This is a genomic window from Streptomyces sp. NPDC050546 (genome assembly GCF_044457425.1).
Taxonomy (GTDB): Bacteria; Actinomycetota; Actinomycetes; order Streptomycetales; family Streptomycetaceae; genus Streptomyces.
The window spans coordinates 342,832-363,136 of sequence record NZ_JBITGX010000005.1 but is presented as its reverse complement, the minus strand read 5'-3'; the positions used below and the strand labels follow the sequence as shown (position 1 = coordinate 363,136).

General features: G+C 70.6%; 20 protein-coding genes. 12 read left to right on the top strand and 8 right to left on the bottom strand.

The window, feature by feature from the left end:
* Positions 1-170: 170 nt before the first annotated feature.
* The 4 genes from ACIBK5_RS15440 (at position 171) to ACIBK5_RS15425 (ending at position 3,753) form a co-directional block, all read left to right on the top strand.
* Positions 171-932, top strand: coding sequence for an alpha/beta hydrolase fold domain-containing protein (locus ACIBK5_RS15440; protein WP_399019781.1), 762 nt, complete (start codon positions 171-173; stop codon positions 930-932).
* A gap of 475 nt (positions 933-1,407) precedes the next feature.
* Positions 1,408-2,163, top strand: coding sequence for an SDR family oxidoreductase (locus ACIBK5_RS15435; RefSeq protein WP_399019779.1), 756 nt, complete (start codon positions 1,408-1,410; stop codon positions 2,161-2,163).
* Between the two features lie 39 nt (positions 2,164-2,202).
* Complete coding sequence (locus tag ACIBK5_RS15430) at positions 2,203-2,898, top strand: TetR/AcrR family transcriptional regulator (RefSeq protein WP_399019777.1); 696 nt, start codon at positions 2,203-2,205, stop codon at positions 2,896-2,898.
* A 435-nt stretch (positions 2,899-3,333) separates the two neighbouring features.
* Positions 3,334-3,753 carry a hypothetical protein gene (locus ACIBK5_RS15425; protein WP_399019775.1) on the top strand — a complete coding sequence of 140 codons (420 nt, stop codon included), beginning with the start codon at positions 3,334-3,336 and terminating at the stop codon, positions 3,751-3,753.
* 116 nt (positions 3,754-3,869) lie between these two features.
* On the opposite strand, the gene ACIBK5_RS15420 is transcribed toward ACIBK5_RS15425, so the two are convergent.
* Positions 3,870-4,652, bottom strand: a complete 783-nt coding sequence (locus ACIBK5_RS15420) for an alpha/beta fold hydrolase (RefSeq protein WP_399019773.1) — start codon at positions 4,650-4,652, stop codon at positions 3,870-3,872.
* A gap of 76 nt (positions 4,653-4,728) precedes the next feature.
* Here ACIBK5_RS15420 and ACIBK5_RS15415 point away from each other — a divergent pair, with 76 nt between their 5' ends.
* On the top strand, positions 4,729-5,277 hold the full coding sequence (locus ACIBK5_RS15415) for a YciI family protein (protein ID WP_399019771.1): 549 nt from the start codon (positions 4,729-4,731) through the stop codon (positions 5,275-5,277).
* A 32-nt stretch (positions 5,278-5,309) separates the two neighbouring features.
* Here ACIBK5_RS15415 and ACIBK5_RS15410 read toward each other — a convergent pair whose 3' ends face one another.
* Complete coding sequence (locus tag ACIBK5_RS15410; protein WP_399019769.1) at positions 5,310-6,227, bottom strand: AraC family transcriptional regulator; 918 nt, start codon at positions 6,225-6,227, stop codon at positions 5,310-5,312.
* Between the two features lie 80 nt (positions 6,228-6,307).
* Between ACIBK5_RS15410 and ACIBK5_RS15405 the strand changes: the two genes are divergently transcribed.
* Positions 6,308-7,153, top strand: coding sequence for an NAD(P)H-binding protein (locus ACIBK5_RS15405; protein ID WP_399019767.1), 846 nt, complete (start codon positions 6,308-6,310; stop codon positions 7,151-7,153).
* Positions 7,154-7,205: 52 nt separating this feature from the next.
* Here the strand turns inward: ACIBK5_RS15405 and ACIBK5_RS15400 are convergent, their stop codons facing one another.
* The 3 genes from ACIBK5_RS15400 to ACIBK5_RS15390 form a co-directional block, all read right to left on the bottom strand.
* Positions 7,206-7,967: an intradiol ring-cleavage dioxygenase gene (locus tag ACIBK5_RS15400; protein ID WP_399019765.1), complete on the bottom strand. Its 762-nt coding sequence runs from the start codon at positions 7,965-7,967 to the stop codon at positions 7,206-7,208.
* 759 nt (positions 7,968-8,726) lie between these two features.
* Positions 8,727-8,969 carry a DUF397 domain-containing protein gene (locus ACIBK5_RS15395; protein WP_399019763.1) on the bottom strand — a complete coding sequence of 81 codons (243 nt, stop codon included), beginning with the start codon at positions 8,967-8,969 and terminating at the stop codon, positions 8,727-8,729.
* Positions 8,966-9,793: a Scr1 family TA system antitoxin-like transcriptional regulator gene (locus ACIBK5_RS15390; RefSeq protein ID WP_399020019.1), complete on the bottom strand. Its 828-nt coding sequence runs from the start codon at positions 9,791-9,793 to the stop codon at positions 8,966-8,968. The genes ACIBK5_RS15395 and ACIBK5_RS15390 overlap by 4 nt, the downstream gene beginning before the upstream one ends.
* A gap of 145 nt (positions 9,794-9,938) precedes the next feature.
* Here ACIBK5_RS15390 and ACIBK5_RS15385 point away from each other — a divergent pair, with 145 nt between their 5' ends.
* From ACIBK5_RS15385 to ACIBK5_RS15375, 3 genes are all read left to right on the top strand, one after another.
* Positions 9,939-10,400 carry an ATP-binding protein gene (locus tag ACIBK5_RS15385; RefSeq protein WP_399019761.1) on the top strand — a complete coding sequence of 154 codons (462 nt, stop codon included), beginning with the start codon at positions 9,939-9,941 and terminating at the stop codon, positions 10,398-10,400.
* A gap of 119 nt (positions 10,401-10,519) precedes the next feature.
* Positions 10,520-11,086 carry an RNA polymerase sigma factor gene (locus tag ACIBK5_RS15380; protein ID WP_399019759.1) on the top strand — a complete coding sequence of 189 codons (567 nt, stop codon included), beginning with the start codon at positions 10,520-10,522 and terminating at the stop codon, positions 11,084-11,086.
* A gap of 65 nt (positions 11,087-11,151) precedes the next feature.
* Positions 11,152-11,553, top strand: coding sequence for a hypothetical protein (locus ACIBK5_RS15375; RefSeq protein WP_399019757.1), 402 nt, complete (start codon positions 11,152-11,154; stop codon positions 11,551-11,553).
* 59 nt (positions 11,554-11,612) lie between these two features.
* On the opposite strand, the gene ACIBK5_RS15370 is transcribed toward ACIBK5_RS15375, so the two are convergent.
* Both ACIBK5_RS15370 and ACIBK5_RS15365 read right to left on the bottom strand, forming a co-directional pair.
* Positions 11,613-14,867: a BTAD domain-containing putative transcriptional regulator gene (locus ACIBK5_RS15370; protein WP_399019755.1), complete on the bottom strand. Its 3,255-nt coding sequence runs from the start codon at positions 14,865-14,867 to the stop codon at positions 11,613-11,615.
* A gap of 126 nt (positions 14,868-14,993) precedes the next feature.
* Positions 14,994-15,164: a hypothetical protein gene (locus ACIBK5_RS15365; protein WP_399019753.1), complete on the bottom strand. Its 171-nt coding sequence runs from the start codon at positions 15,162-15,164 to the stop codon at positions 14,994-14,996.
* Here ACIBK5_RS15365 and ACIBK5_RS15360 point away from each other — a divergent pair.
* From ACIBK5_RS15360 to ACIBK5_RS15350, 3 genes are all read left to right on the top strand, one after another.
* Positions 15,163-16,143 carry an arabinan endo-1,5-alpha-L-arabinosidase gene (locus tag ACIBK5_RS15360; protein ID WP_399019752.1) on the top strand — a complete coding sequence of 327 codons (981 nt, stop codon included), beginning with the start codon at positions 15,163-15,165 and terminating at the stop codon, positions 16,141-16,143. The two genes, ACIBK5_RS15365 and ACIBK5_RS15360, sit on opposite strands and share 2 nt — an antisense overlap.
* Positions 16,144-16,325: 182 nt before the next feature.
* Complete coding sequence (locus ACIBK5_RS15355) at positions 16,326-17,375, top strand: hypothetical protein (protein WP_399019750.1); 1,050 nt, start codon at positions 16,326-16,328, stop codon at positions 17,373-17,375.
* A gap of 221 nt (positions 17,376-17,596) precedes the next feature.
* Positions 17,597-18,424 carry a hypothetical protein gene (locus ACIBK5_RS15350; protein WP_399019748.1) on the top strand — a complete coding sequence of 276 codons (828 nt, stop codon included), beginning with the start codon at positions 17,597-17,599 and terminating at the stop codon, positions 18,422-18,424.
* Positions 18,425-18,440: 16 nt separating this feature from the next.
* On the opposite strand, the gene ACIBK5_RS15345 is transcribed toward ACIBK5_RS15350, so the two are convergent.
* Positions 18,441-20,186 carry a pyridoxal phosphate-dependent aminotransferase gene (locus tag ACIBK5_RS15345; RefSeq protein ID WP_399019746.1) on the bottom strand — a complete coding sequence of 582 codons (1,746 nt, stop codon included), beginning with the start codon at positions 20,184-20,186 and terminating at the stop codon, positions 18,441-18,443.
* Between the last annotated feature and the right edge of the window lie 119 nt (positions 20,187-20,305).

Here is a 20,305-nt window from a genome sequence, read left to right as displayed (position 1 = left end):
AGGCGCGGGGAGCCTTTTTCCCGGCCCTGTCGGACGAGACCCTGCCAGAGATCCGGCGGCAGATCGCCGCGGGTACCCCCGGGTTGGATTCGGAGGCTCTGACGGCGGGCGGCAGAGTGCGGGTGGAAGAGCGCCAGGTACCCGGGCCGGAGGGGGCGCCGGACATCACTGTGCTGATTCTCAGCCCTGCCGAGGACCGAGGCCCCAAGGGAGGCATCCTCAGCCTCCACGGCGGCGGGATGATCATGGGCGGTCGCCGGGACCACGTGGGGCATCTCCTCCCTCATGTGATCGAGGGGAGTGCGGTCGTCGTGTCGGTCGAGTACCGGCTGGCGCCGGAGCACCCCGATCCCGCGCCGGTCGAGGACTGCTACGCGGGGCTGGTGTGGATGGCGAAGAACGCGGCCGAACTCGGCATCGACCCCGAGCGGCTCCTGATCGCCGGAGTCAGTGGCGGCGGCGGCCTCGCGGCGGGGACCGCGCTACTCGCCCGCGACCGCGCCTTTCCCCAGCTCAGCCACCAGGTACTGATCTGCCCCATGCTCGACGACCGCTTCGAGACGCACAGCAGTCGCATGGTGGACCGCGACGGCGTATGGGACCGCCACAGCAACCTGTACGCGTGGACCGCCGTACTGGGCGAGGGGCGCGGCGGCCCAGACGTGTCCCAGTACGCCGCACCGGCCCGCGCCCAGGACCTCAGCCGACTTCCGCGCACCTACATCGACACCGGCTCGGCGGAGGGGTTCCGCGACGAGATCCTCGTCTACGCCCGCCGCCTGTCCGAGGCGGGCGTGAGCGTCGATCTCCACATGTGGGGCGGAGCCTTCCACGGATTCGACATGTCGGTGGATCATGCGGCTGTGTCACGCGCCTCCAACGCGACCCGTGAGGAGTTCATCCGACGGGCTCTTGGCGGGGAAGCGGTGTGACGACGGCCGGGGAGGCCACATGCCTGGTCTCATCGGCGCGCCGGAGGTCGTCGACGACGCGGCGGCCGTGCGGTGCGCGTCATTGACCACTTCGACCACCTGATCGCGAAACGGCCCTCACCAGCCCAAGGGCGAGTCGGAGCCCACCGGGTGGCGGGTCACCGGTGCGGTCGAGGATCCCTACGACCTGGTCGTCGAGCGGCTGTCGCGACCAGATCTTGAGTGCGTCGGGCGCGACGCCGGCGTGCAGCCCCCGAACCGCCGACAGGTCCTAGCTAGGCGGTTGCGGCAAGGGCCGGTGAATAGTCGGTGGGTTCCGACAGCTCACGCATGCGCGGCAGCCCACTCACGTCTACGTGATCAACAGATCCCCCCTCAATGGTAAGTGGACCGACTTGCCACATGGGGGCGCGACAGCTACCTTCCATTAGGTAAGTGCATCGACTTACCTCACGTCTCGGCAAGGAACAGACACATGAATCGTCTTGCGGGCAAGCGCGCCCTCATCACCGGCGGCACGAGCGGGATCGGTCTGGAGACCGCGCAGCGATTTATCTCGGAGGGGGCCGATGTGCTGGTCGCAGGCGTAACCCCGGCCAGCATCGAGAAGGCGCAGCAGATCCTCGGGGGCAAGGTGCCCGTGGTGCAGGCCGATGCGCGCGATCTCGATGCACAGCGCGGCCTGGCGGAGCGGGTGCGTGAGCACTTCGGAGAGTTGGACGTGGCATTCTTGAACGCTGGCGTCTCGGACTGGCGGCCGTTCGAGGACCACACAGAGGACAGTTTCGACCGGCTCTTCGACATCAACGTCAAGAGCGTCTTCTTCCTCACGCAGGCCCTGGTACCTGTGCTGGCCAACCCGTCCTCGGTCATCCTGAACGCGTCCAACAGCGCACACGGCGGCTACGGTCACTCGAACGCCTACGCCGCGACCAAGGCGGCTGTCAGCTCCCTGATGCGGTCGTGGAACGCGGACCTGCTCAGGTCGCACGGCATCCGGTTCAACGCGGTCAGCCCCGGCCCGGTGGACACCCCGCTGTACTCCAAGATCGGGGTCGAGGATCCCGCGCAGCAGAAGGCGGTTCTGGACGCGATCAGTTCCGGCATCCCCCTGGGGCGCATGGGTATGCCCGAGGAGGTCGCGGAAGCCGTCGTGTACCTGGCCTCCGATGCCTCCGCCTTCGCAGTGGGCCAGGACCTTATCCTGGACGGTGGCCAGACCGTCCTCTGACAGCGAGGATGCGCTGGAAGACGGGCGAGGGGCGCAGGAATGTCGGTGGCGGACCGTGACCGAACGCAAACCGGTGGCGACACGTGCGAGGCCGGATATCACGCGCAGATCAAAGCCGAGAACCGCGCGCGCATCATCCACGCCGCCCGCGACCTCTTCCTCGCCCAGGGATACGACAAGACCTCCCTGGCCCAGATCGCCAGGGAGGCCCGCGTCTCCACCGGCACCCTCTTCAAGCGGTACCCCTCCAAGGCTGCGCTGTTCGCGGCCGTCACCTCCGAGCAGTGGCAACTGGATGTGCAGTACGTCGAGCCGCCCTCGCCCGGCGATCCCCAGTACGGCCTGACGCACATCGGCCGCGACTACGCCTGCCTGGTCTCGCGGCCCGGCACGGCGGCGCTGTGCCGGCTCGTCATCACCGAGCTCCCCCAGATGCCGGAACTCGCCGACATCGTCGGCACCGGCTTCGCCATCGATCGCGGCCCCTTCTTCGACCGGCTCCGCGACTACCTCGAGGCCGAGGAGCAAGCCGGCACCCTCGCCTTCCCTTCGACCGACGGACAGACGCAGACGGCATCCGCAGTGGCCGAGCAGTTCCTCGGCATGATCTGCGGCCAGCTCCTGTGGCCCCAACTCGTACGGACCGACTTCGTCCCTCCCGCCGACCCGGTCGACAGCACGGTCGTGGACGAAGCCGTCGCCCTCATGCTCACCCGCTATCGCGCCCGATCCTGACCCCAGGACGCTGCGGCGACCGCTGGCAGACCGCAGAAGCGTCTGACGCAGAGTGGCGGCCCGCACGCGACTCAGCCGGCCTGGCGGAACGCCCGGAGTCAACAGGTGAGTCCGGAGCCGGACGAAAGCACCGGCCAGGACAATGATCAGAGTCGGAACACGCCCTGCTCACTACCTAGCCCTGCGGGGCGGCCCGCCGCGCTGCCAGGTATTCGGACCAGCGTGTGACGAGTTGAGGTGGATCTGCTACCTCAGCGGTGCCCGATCCGTAGTGGGGCCCTTGCTGGTTTCACCTGAGATCTGGGAGAGGCAAAAGTCAGTCGGCATCTCGTCCGTTTGACCTCTCACCCGCAAGTAGGAAGCCCTGCCGAGCTATTGGCAGGGCTTCTGCGGTGTGTCATGCCAGTCCTGATACCGACAGAGGAGGCTCTAGCCATGACACCGGAAGGCTGGGAATGGCTCAAGGGTCAGCCGCGGGCTTGGGAAGCGCCTTCGGCTCTCCACTCGCCCACCGCCTCCGCGCATCTGAATCTCGGTGTGCAGATGATCGGAAGCAACATCATCGGGAACGATCTGGTCGAGCTGGTCGCGAAGTACATGGCCGCGCATGCCCGACTCGAACTGTGGATGGGCGACCACGAACCGCCACTTACGATGCGGCAGCAGTTCGAACGTGGGCGCGTCAGCTCCGAGGCGCTTCGGCTCGCCTACGAGGCATGGGTGGAGTACGAAGCGGCGCACCGTGCCGCAGGCGGAAAGGTCACACAACTGCGGGAACACCGAAAGGCGTTGAAGGCCGCAGTGCATGAGGCCACTGAGGCACTTACGTGCCTGACGAGCGACGAGGCCGTATGACCTGGGCGCTCTGACCTCCTGATCAAGGGCGGCTCCCCGGCGGACAGATCTCTGGGGAGCCGCCCAATACGTCGCGTTGGTTCCAGCAGTTTCCACCCGGCCGGACTTACAGGTGGTCAGTTCCCGTCCTGAGGCGTGAGGGCACTCGCCGTGGCCGCCGCGAACGCCTCCGGGTTGTCCAGCATGATGTTGTGGCCGCAGTCGGGGATCGCGACGACGGATACGCCGGCTTCCGTGAGGGCCGCGGTGCCCGGCAGGGGGCTGTCCGCCTCGGGGAGCAGGAAGGTGCGGGGGATCTTCAGGTCGAGGAGGAGCTCGCGCATCGTGGGGGTCGAGCCGCGGGTGAGGTGGAACGCGCTGCGGTGCAGGGCCTCCCGGCCGGCCAGCCGCATGGTGGACCACCAGTGCGCCCCGACCCGGTCGCGGACCTCCTCCCAGCCGCCGCCCCGCGTGAACGCCTCCTCCGTGTAGGAGGCGATGCCGCTGCTGCCGGATGAGCCGGGTGCGCGCGGGATCGGGTCGAGGTTCGCGTCGATCAGAACCAGTCGGGAGACCAGGTGGGGGTGGCGGGCGGCCAGGACGATGGCCACGGAGCCGCCCATGCTGTGAGCGATCACTTCCGCGGCCGAGACACCCGCCGCCGTCAGGGCGTTGGCGAGTGTGTCGGCGTGTGATTCCAGCGTGTAGTCGAAGTGCGTCGGGCGGTCGCTGATGCCGTGGCCCAGGAGGTCCAGCAGCAGGGAGCGGCGGCCCGACAGCCGAGGGTCGACCGCGACTTCCGTGAAGTAGGCCGGCGAGGTGGCGCCCAGCCCGTGCACGTACACGCGCGGCGGCTCCTGCCCCGGCAGTTCGACCCAGCGGATTCGGTCGCCCTCGGGCGTTACGGCGGCGCTGCGCACGGTCTGTATCTCCTGCGGTCGCGAGTTGGTCGGGAGATGAGGGTAGTCAGCCGTGGGGATGGCAGGGTCTCGGGTCATGGAGTTCTTCTGTTATCACCGTGACCGGGTCGGCTCGCTGCCGCTGCGTGAGGAGCTGGGGGAGGCGCACTGGGCCTATATGGACCGGTACGAGGCGGAGTTGATCGCCCGTGGGCCGACCTTCGCCGATGACGGGGAGACACCGACCGGCAGTGTGCACATCGTGGATCTGCCGGATTCCGCCGCCGCGCGGGCGTTCGCCTTCGACGAGCCCAACTACCAGGCAGGGGCGTACCGGGACGTACTGCTGCGGCGGTGGCGCAATCTGCTGGGGCGGACCATGTGGGAGTTTCCCGGTGGACGGGATGACGGGAGCCGGTTCCTGGTGCTCGGCTTCGGGTCGGGGGAGGCCGTCGACCTCGATGTGCCGTACGACCGGGACGAACTGGTCGCCTACGGGCCCCTGCTGTCCGACGACGGTGATGTCTGGGTCGGTACGGCTGCGCTCGTCCGGGCCCCGGACACGGATGCGGCACGTGGCGTGCTGACCCAGGGGCGGTACGCCGGCATCGAGGTCCACGCGTGGGAGTTCGGCGGGCGGCGGTAGGGGCGCAGGGAGAGCCTGTTGGCCCGGCGGGGTCAGGTGTCGAGCCTCGGTGCCGTGGTGCGGTGTTCCGTCGGGGTCGTGCCGCGGAGGCGCTTGAAGGCGACGCTCAGCGCGAAGGTGTTGGCGTAGCCGACCTTGCGGGCGATCGAGCCGACCGTAGCGTCCGACTCGCGCAGCAGGTCGGCCGCCAGGTCGATGCGCCAGGAGGCCAGGTACGTCATCGGCGGTTCGCCGACCTGAGCGGTGAAGCGGCGGGCGAGTGCCGCACGCGACAGGCCCGACTCCGCCGCCAGCTCCGCCACGGTCCAGGCGCGGGCCGGGTCGGCGTGGAGAAGCCGCAGGGCGTGGCCCACCGCGGGGTCGTCCATCGCGCGGTACCAGGCGGGTGCGTGCGCCTCGGACTGGTCGAACCAGGTCCGCAGCGTCGAGAGGAGCAGGAGGTCCAGGAGCCGGTCGCGCATGACCTGCCGGCCGGGCCTGTCGCTGACGATCTCCTCGACCGCCAGGTCCAGCAGCGGGCGATGGCAGTCGGCGTCCTGGATCAGAACAACCGCGGGCAGGGCATGGAGCAGCCGCTCGCTGATCTCGCCCCGGCCGGCGTAGGCGCCGCTGAGGAGGAGGGCCGAGCCGTCCGGAACGTCTCCGGCCTCGCTCTCGCCGGAGTCGCTCGGGCAGTAGTCGGCGCTGTCGATCAGCACCTGCGGAGGGGTCGTCGGGTCGTCGGCGACCGTGTACGGCTCCCGCCCGCGGATGACCGCGATGTCCCGCGGGCCGACCGGCAGTGGTTCGCCTCCGGCTGGCATGATCCACGCCCGGCCGCGCAGCATGGTGGCCAGGGTCAGCGGGGAACCGCTCGCGAACCGCAGTGACCAGGGCCGGTTCATGACGGTCCGCTGGAACACGGCGCCCCGCGCCCGCACCCCGTCCAGCAGCTCGGAGAGCACATCCATGCCACCACCGTAGACGCCCGGACATCGGTGTGAGCCTCTGAGCCATGGAGCGTCTCGCCCGAAGCGTCTTGACTGGCCGCATGACCAACAACCATCCCATTCTGGTGACCGGCGGCACGGGTAAGTCCGGCGGCCGGGTCGCCGCCCTGCTGCGCGCGCAGGGGGCATTGGTGCGCGTGGCCTCGCGCTCCGGTGAGCCCCGATTCGACTGGCTCGACCGTGCGACCTGGGACACGGCGCTGGCGGACGTACGGGAGGTGTATCTCGTGCCGATGGACGGGGAACTCCTCACCCGCCCCTTCGTCGAGCGGGCCGTCGAACTCGGCGTCGAGCGCGTCGTGTTGTTGTCGGGGCGCGGCGTGGACGTGCCGGGGTACTCCGGCGAGGCCAACAGCGCCGGTGCCACCCACACCGACGGGGAGAGCGCGGTGCGTGACAGCGGCGTCGCGTGGACGATCCTGCGACCCACCTGGTTCGCGCAGAACTTCAGTGAGGGGTTCTTCCTGGACGCCGTCCTCTCCGGTGAGCTGAGGCTGCCGGCCGGGGACGGCGCCGTCTCCTTCGTCGACGCCGAGGACATCGCGGCGGTCGCGGTCGCGGCACTGACCGAGGCGGGCCATGACGGGCAGACCTACGAACTCTCCGGGCCCCGGGCCCTGACCATGGCCGAAGCGGTCACCGAGATCGCCGAGGCCACCGGCCGCCGCCTCCGCTACGTCCCGCTGTCCCACGAGGAGTTCGTCGCCGAACTCTCCGAGCGGGGATGGCCTGTCGCGGAAGCGGAGGACTACGCGGAGGCCGTGGGCCCGATCCGGCGCGGGATGGACAGCCACATCTCCGACGGGGTAGGGCGGGCGCTCGCCCGGCAGCCTCGGGACTTCACGGAGTACGTGAAGGGGGCCGCGGGGGTGTGGCGCGACTCCTGAGACGGGTGCAGGGGCCGCCCGCTGTGCGAGCGGCCCCTGTCGTGCCTGTTGGTCAGCCCTGCTCGACGCCCAATGCCAGCGCGCCCGCGTAGCCGGCCGATGTCGTGCTGCCGAGAGGTGTGAGGGTGAGCAGGCCCGACGCCGCGCCGCCCTCGTCGTAGATGGAGTCCTGGGCGAGTGTGGTGCGGGGGACCGTGTTGACCTTGTAGGCGGCGAGGGCCGCGACCCTGGTCGTGATCGTTTCGCTGAAGAAGAGCTGACCGGTGTGGAGTTCCTCGCCGCCGGTGAAGGAGCCGTCGGAGGTCAGGGTGACGTCCGTGTGGACCTTGATGTGGATGTGCACGCAGCGGCCTCGGTACCAGCCGGGGTAGACCGTGGTGATCGCCGCGACGCCGTCGGCGTTCGTGAGGACGCCGCCGCGCAGGAACGTGCCGTTGTCGGGTTCGTCGTGGCCGTTGTTGCCCACGAAGCCGGAGTACTCGCCGAGGGCGTCGCAGTGCCAGATCTCCACCAGTGCGTTGTTCAGGGGCGCGCAGGTGTCGTCGTCCACGACCGTGAGCGTCAGCTTCAGCGGGATGCCGGTCTTGTCCTCGCTGATGTCGGAGCGGACGTACTGTCCGTCGAGGTAGTACGGGCCTTCGGTCATCTCCTTCGTGAGGGTGCAGACGGCGGTGGCGGCCACGGGGGTGGCGGCGGTCGGGGTGTTGGAGGCAGCTGCGCCTACGGCCAGGGCAGCTGCGGTGGCACCCGTGGCCAGGAGCACGGTACGGCGGCCGATGGGGTGGGGTTCGTGTGTCTCCGGGGTGTCTGTCATGAACACGGCACCGTAGGGAGGTCGGCTGTCGAAGAGCTGTGAGTTCGGCAAAGTGACGTACCGTCAAGTGCGTTGTCGGACAGGGGGTTTACGGCGTGCTGGTCGGGCCGCCCGCTTCTCGGCAGTGTCGTGCCTCCGCGAGCCGAGTAAAGGGCGCGCTGCGCGTCGCCTTCGGCGATCGGCCTCCGGCCGACCCTTGACTCGGCTCACTCCAGCACGGGGAAGAAGCGAGCGGGCGGCCGGGGGAGAGCGGGTGGCCAAGGACATCGGCCCCTCCGGTCGGCTGCGTAGCTGACCGGCGAGAGGGGGCGCGCTCGTGCCTCGCCGGCACGCCGGGCGGGCTCAGCGGCGAACGGTGGATGGTGGGCGGTGGTGAGGGGGCGTGGGTGGTGTGCGTGGGTGGAGCGTTTAGGCCTTCGCCCGGGCTGTCCGCCCGGCCGTCGCCCTCCACCTCTGTCCCAAGTGCTCCACTTCCCGCTTTTGGGCCCGCCCCACCCGCCGACAGCCGCTGAGCCGAGCCGGCGTGCTGGCGAGGCGCGAGCGCGCGCTCCCTCACGCCGAGTGACCGGACAGCCGACCTCAGGGGCCGTCTGCCCTGGCCACCCGCATTTCCGGGCCGATCGCTCGTTTCTCTCCCGTGCTGGAACGGCCTGGGTCAAGGGTGGCCCGGAGGGCCATCGCCGAAGGCGACGCGTAGCGCCCTTGAGGCGGGCCGTGGAAGCACGACACTGGCTGAGAAGCGGGCGGCCCCGACAGTTGTTACTTGGTGGCGTGCGTGAGGAAGGCCGTCCAAGTGGTGGGGGAGAGGGTGAGCTGGGGGCCCTGCTTGTTCTTGGAGTCGCGGATGTGGATGGCGTCGGGGCAGGTGGCTATCTCGACGCAGTCGCCGTCGCCGCCGCTGCTGTGGCTGGACTTGTGCCAGGCGAGAGCGACTTCTACGCAGTCTCCGGAGCCGCCGCTGCTGTAGCTGCTCTTGAACCAGGTCAGTTCGACGGTGCTCATAGGTCCCCTCGCATCCGCTGCAACAGGCTCAGGGAGTCCTTGAGAGTGAGAGCCTGTGAGCGCATCCTGGCATACCGCATCTGGAGCATGCTGACCACCTTTCGGTCAGTGATGAACTGCCCGCTTTCCTGCCCTTCGCAGTATGCGAACCACTTGTTCTCCGGGGACTCCAGCAACTGCATGGGTCCGTCCAGTCCCGCGTGTGTGTCCTGCTCCGTCGGCATGATCTGGATCTCCACGTTGCGCAGTTCGGCGATCGCCAGCACGTGATCGATGAGCTCCCGTGTGACCTCTACACCGCCAGTGCGCCGCCGGAAAAGGTGCTCCTCCAGGATGAAGCCAAATGCCGTGTTCGGCCGTTCACGCAGCAGCCGTTGCCGCTCCGCTCGCGCCACCCACTGTGCCTCGATCTGTTCGTCGCTCAGTGGTGGGAGCTGGTTGGTGAACAGCGTCCGCGCGTATGCCTCGGTCTGCAGCAGGCCCGGCACCAAACGGCATTCGTACGTATACAGCGTGATAGCCGTGGCCTCTAGATGAGCCCACCGCCGAAACCAAGCGGCCAACCCCGGCTGCCGCTCCAGACAGCCCGCTGCCTTCCGTAACGCCCCGGTCCTCCCGAACACCTCCTCCGCCCGCTGTACGAACTCCGGATCCGGCATCCGCCTCCCCAGCTCCACCGACGCCACCGTGTGTTTGGAGAACCTCACCAGTTCTCCGAACTCCTCCCTGCTCAGACCCGCGTGCTCGCGCAAGCCCTGGACCACCGCTCCGAACGTCCGCAGACTGTCCGACGACTCCGGCTCGCCGCCCGTGCCCGTCCCCATCGCGCCATCGACCACTGTCGGTCACCTCCCGGAGGCATGGTTACGGGACGTCACCAGTACTGTCCAGTCCGTCACCGCGTACGCTGCCGCGGCGTACGCGGCGTCGACCTGGAGAACTCCGGCCGGCACCCGCCACATTGGGCGCATGACAGCACCGACCACCCCCACGACTCCCCAACCTCCGGTTACCGTACGTGTGTTCAGTCAGCGTCTCAGTGCCACCCCGCGCGGTGCCCGTCTCGCTCGGCGCCTGGCCGCTCACCAGCTGCACGGCTGGGGCATCCCCCACGGCTCCGACGCCTCCGAGACCGTCGCCCTGATCGTCGCCGAGCTGGCCGCCAACGCCGTGACGCACGGGCGGGTGCCAGGGCGGGACTTCGAGTTGCGGCTCAGTCTCGTCACCGGTGGCGTGCGGATCGACGTCAGTGACGCGCGTGCCGGGTCGGACCCGCCCGGGCCGCGAGAGGTGCTCCCTCCGCGCCCCCTCGACGAACACGGCCGGGGTCTCCTCCTCGTCGACGCGCTCGCCGACCGGTGGGAAGTGCTGCGGCGGGAGCCCGGCAAGACCGTTCGTGCCGAGGTCGATCTGCCGGGCACCACCCCGTAGCCGTAGCCGTAGCCCTAGCCGCAGCCGCCGCTCAACATTTCCTCAATCCCCCTTCCACGCGCGCGGAGAAGAGTCCCCCGCACAACGCTCAGCACGTACTCACGGGGATTGCAGGATCAATGAACAAGTCATCCATCGAAGCCCACGGCACGTCGTTCGACGAGGTGTTCTGCGGGATGCTGCCCAAGCTGTACGCCCGTGCGGCCGCCCTCAGCGGGGCCGCGCAGTGGGGTGAGGACGCCGTCCACGAGGTGTATCTGAAGCTGGCCTCGCGGCCCCGGAGGTTCCTGGAGCATCCGGAGCCGGCCGCGTACGCCTTCTCCGCGCTGGCGAGTGCGACCCGGGACACCTGGCGGCGTGAGCGCAGGCAGGTGCCGACCGCGGAGGAGGGCGGCGAGTCGCACCGGGGAACCCTCGGCGTCTGGGACGGCGGCGTCGAGCAACGTACGGCCGAGATCGAGGCCGTCCGGCTGCTGGATCAACTGCCGCGTCAGCAGGCCAGCGTGGTGATCCTCGTCGACCTGGACGGTTACACGACCGAGCAGGCGGCGCGGATCCTGGGGATAGGGCGGGGGACGGCGGCACGGTACCGGACGCGGGCCGTGCGGCGGCTCCGGCGGCTGCTCGGCCGTGATGCCGACACCGGCAAAGGCCTCACGAGTGATGGGCGTCACAGCAATGCCTGACATGCGGAGCGGCGGCCTCGTTCGTGTACCCGGTGAAAGCCCGACACGACTACGGGGAGCTGAACATGATCAAGCGCCGAATTCTGACCGGAACCCTTGCCGCCGTCGCGGTGGCGGGTCTGGCGACCCCGATGGCCGCGGCCGCGCCGTCCGCGCAGGCCTCCGCACCGCAGCCGAAGGTGAAGGCCTGCGAGCTGTACGCCGACAATGTGGTGCAGACCGGAAACGACCTCTCCGGCGCGGGAGGCCGCCGGGGCTGTGCCGGTGACGACTCCCAGACCGTCACGGTGACGACGTACAAGTGGGTCAACAACGGATCGGACGTGAAGGTCGGATCCGCCACCCAGTCCGCCGCCAACGTCGACCTGACCGCCCGCGGCACCTGCAAGGGCAAGGGCTTCTACTACACCTACACGCAGGACAGCGCGGGCGGTGAGAAGTACAGCCCGCGCGTCGAGATGTGCTGATCGGGGGCAGGTGGCAGCGCGGCGGGGGTGGTGGCTGGTGCCGCCACCCCCGCCGGCTTTCACACGAGGTCGCCGGGAGGCCGGGCGCCGGTGTCGAGGTAGAGGGCCCGGGCTCGTCGTCGGACCGAACCGGCGGTGGGGTCGTCGAGGGTGTGCAGGGCGCGGGCCAGGGCGGCCAGGGCTCTGGCTTCGCCCAGGCGGTATCCGGTGCGGCGGCTGAGGGCGAACGCGGAGTGGGCGCGCGTGCGTGCCGCCGACGGGTGTCCGCGTGCGGTGTGGACGGCCGCGAGCTCCGTCAGGGTCCGGGCCTTGACGACGTCGAAGCCGCCCCGGTGGGCCAGGGCCAGTGCCTGGCGGGCGTGGTCCAGCGCCTCACGGTGGTGCCGGAGCGCGCGGTGGGCCTCGGCGAGGCCGAGCAGGGATTCCGCCTCGGTGCGCTGGTTGCCCACCTCGCGGGCGATGGACAGGGCGCGCTCGTGGGTGCGGGCGGCCTCCTCCGGGTGGCCCGTGCGCAGGCGGGCGTCGGCGAGTGTGGTGAGGGCGATCGCCAGCAGCCGGTTGCGGCCGGTGTTCTCGGCGAGGCGCAGGGAGCGTTCGGCGTAGGCCAGCGCCTGCTCGTGGCGGCCGAGGTCCAGCGCGATCCTGGCCGTGATGTCGAGGGTCGTGGGATTGGCGTTCCGTGGTTCGGAGGGCACCGCTGCCCCGGTGCCTGCCCCGGTGCCTGCCCCGATGCCTGTCCCGGTGCTGTCGTCGGCCACCGCGCCCAGCGCCCTGGTCGCCTCCCGCAGCCTGCCCTGTTCCCAGTACACCGCGCTGAGCGCGGGCAGGCGATGGGCCTCGTCACCGGCTCCGGCCCGACGGAGCGTGCGCAGCGCCTGTTCCAGATGCCCGGCGGACAGCTCCAGCCGGCCGCGGTCCCGGTAGGCCAGGCCGAGGCCGGTCAGTGCCTGTGCCTCGGCGTCGAGGCGTCCGGCCTCGCGGGACAGCCGGAGTGCCTCGGTGAAGTGCCGCAGGGCGTCGTCGAGGCGGGCCGCCTCCGCGTCCACCAGGCCGAGTCCGCCCAGGGCCAGGGCCTGGCCCAGCAGATCACCGGTCTCGCGGTGCAGGCGCAGGACGCGGGTGTGGTGGTCGATGGCCTGGGGGTGGTGGCCCATGTCCCAGTGGGCGATGCCCAGGCTGCGGTGCATGGCGGCCTGGCCGCGCTTGTCCTCCTCGGCCTCCGCCGCTCGCAGTGCGGCCTGGGCGGCGGACTGCCAGACGCCGCGCGGCAGGTCGAGCCAGCAGTAGCGCAGGAGGGCGGTCATCAGGTGCCAGGCGATGTGCCGCGGGCCGGAGTCGGCGGTGTGTTCCACGGCGGCCAGCAGGTTGGCCCGTTCCGAGTCGAGCCGGTTCCGGGCCGCGGTGATCTCGCCCGGGGCGGCGGCGGGGGATCCGTCCGGGCCGGCCGGATCCCGGGGGAGCTGGGGGTACTGCCAGGGGAGGGCGCCGCCCGCCGTCTCGGCGGTGCGGAGGTAGGAGGCGAACAGGCGCTCCTCGGCCGCCGCCCGCTCCGGCGGGGGCTCCTCGGCCGTGGCGCGCTCGCGCGCGTAGTCGCGCAGCAGGTCGTGGAAGAGGTACCGGTCGGGTGCGGGGGACTCGATCAGGTGGGCCGTCGCCAGGGTCGTCAGCAACGACCCCGCCCTGGCCTCCGACGTGTCGAGGAGCGCCGCCGCGGCGGGCCGGGTGAGGTCCGGGCCGGGGACCAGGCCGAGGAGGCGGAAGAGCCGTTGGGCATCCGGGGCCAGGGCACGGTAGGAGAGGCCGAAGGCGGCGCTCACGGCGGAGGAGCGGTCGTCGTCCAGCTCCAGCGTGGCCAGCCGGTCGCCGTCCGCCAGCTCGGCGGCCAGGTCGGCGAGGGGCCGGTGCCGGTCGCCGAGCAGATGCGCGGCGGCCACCCGCAGGGCCAGCGGCAGCAGCCCGCACCGGCGGGCCAGTTCCCCGGCCGCCTCCGGTTCGGCGGCCACTCGCCGTTCGCCCAGTACGGCGGCCAGCAGCGCCCGGGCCTCGCGCGGGGCGAGGACGTCGAGGCGCAGTGGCTCGGCGCCGTTCTGGGCGACCAGGCCGGTCAGCCGGTGGCGGCTGGTGACCAGGACGCGGCAGGTGGGGCTGCCGGGCAGGAGCGGACGGACCTGCCGGACGGAGGCGGCGTTGTCCAGCAGGATGAGCATCCGCCGCCCGTCCAGCAGGGAGCGGTAGCGGCGGGCCTGCTCGTCCGGGTCGGAGGGGATCTGCTGCGGCGTCAAACCCAGGCTGCGCAACAGCTGGCCGAGGGCCTGCTGCGGGTCCATGGGGGCGCTCTCGTGGTCGTAGCCGCGCAGGTTGACGTACAGCTGGCCGTCGGGGAAGCGGTCCCGCACCTGGTGGGCGACGTGCACGGCCAGCGCGGTCTTGCCGACGCCCGCCGCGCCGCTGATCACCGAGATCATGACCGCTTCCCCGGCGGGTACGTCCAGCTGTGTGCCCAGCCGCGCCAGGACCTCCGTACGGCCGCTGAACCCCGCCACGTCGTGCGGCAGTTCGGCGGGCACGACGGGTGGGTCCGCGTCGGCCTCCGCGGCCGGGCCGCGCAGGATCCGGCGGTGCAGGGCCCGCAGCTCGGTGCCGGGGTCGACGCCGAGTTCCTCGGCGAGGCGGTGCCGGGTGTCCTCGTAGGCCTCCAGCGCCTCGGCCTGGCGGTCGCCGCGGCAGAGCGCGGTCATCAGGTGCCGTACGACCCGCTCGTCCAGCGGGTGCGCGGCGGCCAGCTGCCGTAGTCGCTCCAGCGCCTGGGGGTGGCGGTCCAGCCGTAATCCGAGTTCGTGGTACTGGAGTTCCGCCGTGAGGTGTTCGGCGCCCAGCGCGGCGCGGGTCTCCTCCGCCCAGGCGCCGAGCAGGCCCGACAGGGCTTCCCCGTGCCACAGGCCGAGGGCGTCGCGCAGCAGTTCGGCGGCCTGGCCGGTGTCGGCGGTACGGCGGGCCTCGGCCACCAGCCGGCGGAAGCGGTGGACGTCCACCGACTCGGGGGCGACATCGAGCAGATAGCCGCCGGAGCCGCGCGTCAGTCGGACGCCACGGGCGCCCGCTGCGCGCAGGGCTGTACGCAGCCGTCCGACGTACCCCGACAGGATGTTGCGGACCGAGCCCGGCGGGTTCTCGCCCCACACCCGGTCGATCAGCCGCTCCGTCGAGACCACCCGGCCCGCGTCGCACAGCAGCACGGCCAGCACACATCGTTGCTTGGCATGGCCGAGATCCGCCGGGCGCGCACCCAGGTGGGCCTCCACGGTCCCGAGCAACCGGAACTCCACAGGGTCTCCCCCCTTCGTGCCGTGCCCTGGCCTCTTCCCCCCTGTCCAGCCTCGATCGTTCAGCGCGGCCCTAAACGGTCTCTCAACGGATCTTCAACGGATCTCCCAGGCCGGTCACACCGGTTGCTGCGCGGACCATTGACGCGCAAGGGGTTCGATTCTACGGTCCCGTTCGAACTTGCGATCGCTGTTCGTGATTCCGAACAGTGCTGTCACCCCCACGGCAAGCACCCCCACGGCAAGCACCCGCACCGCAAGCACCCCCACCGCAAGGAGGATCCGCATGAGCCGCTCCATCCTGCGCAAGAGAACCGCCCTGCTCGCCCTCCCCGCCGCGTTCCTGCTCGCCCTCGTCCCGGGCACGGCGTCCGCGTACCCCAACCCGGGCCGTGTCACCGGTGACATCGTCACCCACGACCCGTCGATGATCCGCACCTCGTCCGGCCAGTACCTGCTCTACGCCACCGGCGGCGGCATCGCCAACAAGACCTCCACCGACCGCACCGCCTTCCGCAACGGCGGCGACGCCTTCTCCAGTAGGCCGAGCTGGTGGCGGAATTACTCCTCCGTGCCGGAGGCCTGGGCGCCGGACATCTCGTACCACGGCGGCAAGTACCTGATGTACTACTCGGTCTCGAAGTTCGGCTCGAACACGTCCGCCATCGGACTCGCGACCTCCAGCACCGGCCGGCCGGGCAGCTGGACCGACCAGGGCACGGTGTACACGTCGAACTCCTCCAGCGACTTCAACGCCATCGACCCGAACCTCTTCGTGAACGACGACGGCAAGTGGTGGCTGTCCTTCGGCAGTTGGTGGACCGGGCTCAAGATGATCCAGATCAACCCCTCCACCGGAAAGCAGCTCTCCTCCCACACCACCCGCTACTCGCTGGCCTCCCGCCCCACCGGGACCAAAGCCGTCGAGGCGCCCTTCATCGTCAAACGAGGCGGCTACTACTACCTCTTCGCCTCGTACGACACCTGCTGCGCAGGCACCGGCTCGACGTACAAGGTCAAGGTCGGCCGCGCCTCCAGCATCACGGGACCGTACGTCGACAGGAACGGCGTCTCGATGATGAACAACGGCGGCACGCCCGTCCTGGAGTCACACGGCAACGTCATCGGCCCCGGCGGACAGTCGATCCTGAAGGACGTCGACGGCGACCTGATCGTCTACCACTACTACGACGGCAACGACAACGGCACACCCAAGCTGGGCATCAACCTCCTGAACTGGAGCAGCGGATGGCCTGTCGCGTACTGAACCCCGTTCGATAAAGTCCCGTTTCTTTCCTTTCCTTTCCCCCGGTTTGTCGATCTCCGCAGGCGGATAATATGCGGCCTGAATCGTCAGGTGCGTTGTGCCATGGGCGGGGGGGGGGGCGGATGGTGAACGTGTTTCTCGACGGATTGTCGAGGCGTGCCGATTCGACTCGGCGGAGGTCGATGTCGACCCTCGCCGCAGTCGCATTCGCAGGCGTTCTGGTGACCGCGGGGTGTGGATCGTCGGAGGAGCCCCGGGCTGGTGTCCCCGCCGGTCCGACCGGCACGACGGGTGCGCCCGGTGCGGATGGCACGGGCGAGGGCACGGACTCCTCCGGCGGTTCCTGGGACGGCTCGGGCGGCGGTTCCGCCAGCGGTGGCTCGACGGGGGGTGGCTCGACGGGCGGCGGAGCAGGCGGCTCCTCCTCCAGTTCGGGCGGCTCGGGCAGCGGGGGCGAGACCTGGACCGGTGGTGACAAGGGGAGCTCCACGTGGAAGCCCGGCCGGACCAGCGGGGGCCGTGGCAACGGCGGCTCCGGCGAAGAACGCGAGAAGTCCACCGACCCGGCTCCCGACCGGGAGTTCTCCTGGGCCCCGTTCGGGCCCAGTTCACCGGAGTGGGACGGAATCAACACGGACCACGTCTACGACTTGGTACAGGCGAGGAACTGCCCCGAGGCCAAGCGCTGGTACGACAACGCGGGCCCGAGGAATTGGCAGGCGCGACCCGCTGCCTGGAAGGTACTGGAAGGGCTGATCGCCGCTTGCTACGCCGTCGGCGGAGAAGAAGGCGAATGGCAGAAGGCGATCGACGCGTACGCCGTCGTCAAGAACCAGCCGTCGGGAGACTGCAAGTACACGGCGGCGCGCCGCACCCTCGGGCAACTCGCCGAATTCAGGGCCGCGCATCCCGACGCCGGAATTCGAATTCGCCCGGCCGGCAACGGAGTCCAGGCCTGCCCGTCGGTCATCACCGGCATGTCCCCGAGGCAGGCGGCGCCCGGAGCCACGGTGGAGGTCAAGGGGACCTGGCCCAGCGCGGCGACGGTGTACGCGGACGGCCGTGAGGTCCGCCTCGTCGACAACGCCAACGGCAGGGACCCCGTCTGCTGCCTCAACGCCACCGTGACGTTCGAGGTCCCCGCGGACGCGCCCGCCGGGGCCGTGCGGATCACTCTGAAGACCCGGAGCGTCGAGTTGGACGCCGGTGAACTCACGGTCACCGCCCCCTGACCATGGCCGCCCCCACCGACGGATCCTGGCTCAGATCGCTGACCGCCCGCCTGCGGCGCGTGCCGCCCCCTGCGTCCGGCCCTGATCCCGTACCCGAACCGCTACCTGATCCCGCGCCCGGTCCTGGTCCCGCATCACCACCGACCCCGACGCCCCCCGTCCGTCCAGCGAGCACACCGGAACCCGGGTCCGCGCCGGACGGTCCTCAACGGCCTGGATGGATGGAACTCCTCGGCACCATCGGCTCACTCGTGTCCCTGCTCGCGGCCGTGCTCTTCTACTTCGGCTGGGCCAGCACCGACGCGGAGACCCGCGCCCTCGGCCTGCGCGACAGCATCTTCCGTCTCTCCACCAGCGAGTACCTGCTGCGCAGCGTCGAGGCCCTCTTCCTGCCCGCCTTCCTGGCCGTCGGAGCCCTGCTCGCCGCCATCGGGCTCCAGCGCTGGGTCACGAGCTCCCCCGGGCGGGCCGAGACCGCCGTACGCCGTATGCGCTGGGGGTGGCTGCCTCCCGTCGCCCTGGCGCCGTTCTACGTTCTGCACCCGGCCCTCTTCGAGCTGGTCCTCCCCCTCGTCGCCATCCCCGGACTCCTGGCGACCGCCTACGCCCTCACCCGGCCCGCCCAGCCGGCCGCGACCGACACCGCCCAACGGCGGCTGCGCCTCAACATCTGGGCGCTGGCCCTCGTCCTGTGCCTGCTCTCCCTCTTCTGGGCCGTCTCCTCGTACGCGGGAATCGTCGGCCGAGGCCGCGCCGAGGAAGCCGCGCGGGCGGTGAACACGCCCGCCTTCCCCAGCGTCGTGGTCTTCAGTGAGAAGGACCTGATGATTCGCGGGGGCGGCGCCTGCTACCAGCGCGTGAAGGCCGAGAACAGCGCATACGCCTTCCGGTACTCGGGCCTCCGGCTGTTCTACGTCTCCGGCGACCGGGTGTATCTCGTGGACCGGAAGTGGCGCCCTTCCCAGGGGACCTTGTGGGTGGTGCGTGAGAGCGACTCGGTGCGCGTCGAGTATGTGAGCGGACCCCTGGGCCGTGAACCGGAGTGCTGATCCGACGTGTGCGGTGCTACCCGGCCTGCCCCATCCCCGCCGCGTTCGGCCAGGCGGCCTGCGCTCCCGGCCAGCCCGTGGCCGGGGCGGGCGACAACCCGTTCGTCCCCCTGACCTGCGCGGCGGTCAGTCCACCCCGGGCGGGAACACCCGGCGGGGTCGGCCCGGGGGCCGGTGTGGGCACGGGAGCCGGCGCCGGAGCAGGGACCGGCGCCGGGGCTGGGGCTGGGGTGGGGACCGGAGCCGGCGCCTGGGCCACGGGTGCCAGCGGCTGCTGGACCGGGGCCGCCATGGGCTGCGGGGCGGGCTGCGGCACCTGCTGGGGCACGGGCTGCGGCACAGCCTGTGGCATCTGCTGCTGCCCCATCTGACCCAGCTGCGTCATCTGGCCCATCTGCGCCGCCGCCGGCATCGGCATCCCTCCGCCCGGGCCCGCCGGCACAGCGGACGCGGCGGCGGGGAGCGGCATGCCGGTGCCGGCGGCGGCCGGGGCCGCGGCGGGCACCGGACCACCGAAACCGGTGGCCTGAGCGGCGAGCCCCCGCATGCCCGACCCGTTGGTCTCACTCACCAGGCGGTCCACGGCCGCCGTACCCGAGCTGTAGCTGGTCCCGTTGCCCAGCTCCGGTACGGCGGCTCCCCTCCTGGACGTCCCGTAGAGCACCTGTTCCAGGCCGGACACCAGGCGACGCACGTCCACCTGGGGGCGCACCACGAGACGCAGGAAGCGGCTGGACGAGCCGATCTTGTTGCCGCACTCGCGGACCAGGATCCGGTGCTCGGTGAGCATCCTGTCCCGGACCACGGTGCCCTCGGCGCCCACGGGGAGGCGCACGAAGAGGAAGTTGCCCTGCGACGGGTAGACCGTAAGACCGGGCAGGGAAGAGAGCTGGCTGGCCATGTCGAGCCGGTCGCGGCGGACCTGCTGGAGGCTCTGCGCGTACTCGGCGCCGTGCTCCTTGAGCATGAACACCACATGCTCGGCGAAGGAGTTGAGGTTCCACTTCGGCAGCATCGACCGGACCCGGCCCGCGAGCGCCGGGTTGGCGACGAGGTAGCCGAAGCGGATGCCGTGCAGGCCGAAGTTCTTGCCGAGGCTGCGCAGCACGATGACGTTGGGCCGCAGCATGGCCTCCTGGACGACGGACGGCTCGGCCTCGGCGTCCGCGAACTCCAGGAACGACTCGTCGATGACGACCAGGTCGAGGTCGGCCATGGCGTCCATGAACTGCACGATGGCGTGCTTGTGGAGGAAGCCGCCGTCGGGGTTGTTCGGGTTGCAGATGACGGCGACGCGCGTGCCCCGGGCGCGGATGAACTCGGCGTACTGCGCGAGGTCGAGGGCGAAGCCGCTGGACTCCTGGAGCGGGAACATGTCGACCCGCTTGCCGGTCTCCATGGGCTGGTCGGTCCAGCGGCCGAAGGTGGGGACGGGGATGGCGAGGGACTCGCGGACGAGGAGGTGGTCGATCCAGGTGATGAGCTCGGTGGAGCCGTTGCCCATGGCCACGCACTGCGGCGGCAGCTGGAGCAGGCTGCACAGCTCGGCCGTGATGGTGTCGGCGCCGCTCGGGTAGTACGTGATGATGTCGCGGAGTCTGGCCGACATGTCGTCGAACATGGCCGGGGTGGGGAAGTACGGGTTGCAGGGGATACAGAAGTCCACGGGGCCGGCTCCCTCGCCGCCCTCGCGTGTCAGAGCCGCCATCGACGGGCTGTGTGCCGCGGTACTGCGGAACAGCGACGTGACGTTGTCGGCCATGGAACCTCCGTATGAGGCGGGTCCGTTGGGGACGGCCGGACCCGACGTTTAAGGGCGGCCCGCGCGGGGGAGCGCGGGCCGCCCTTACATACGGAGACTGTGGTGACACTGTTCAACCG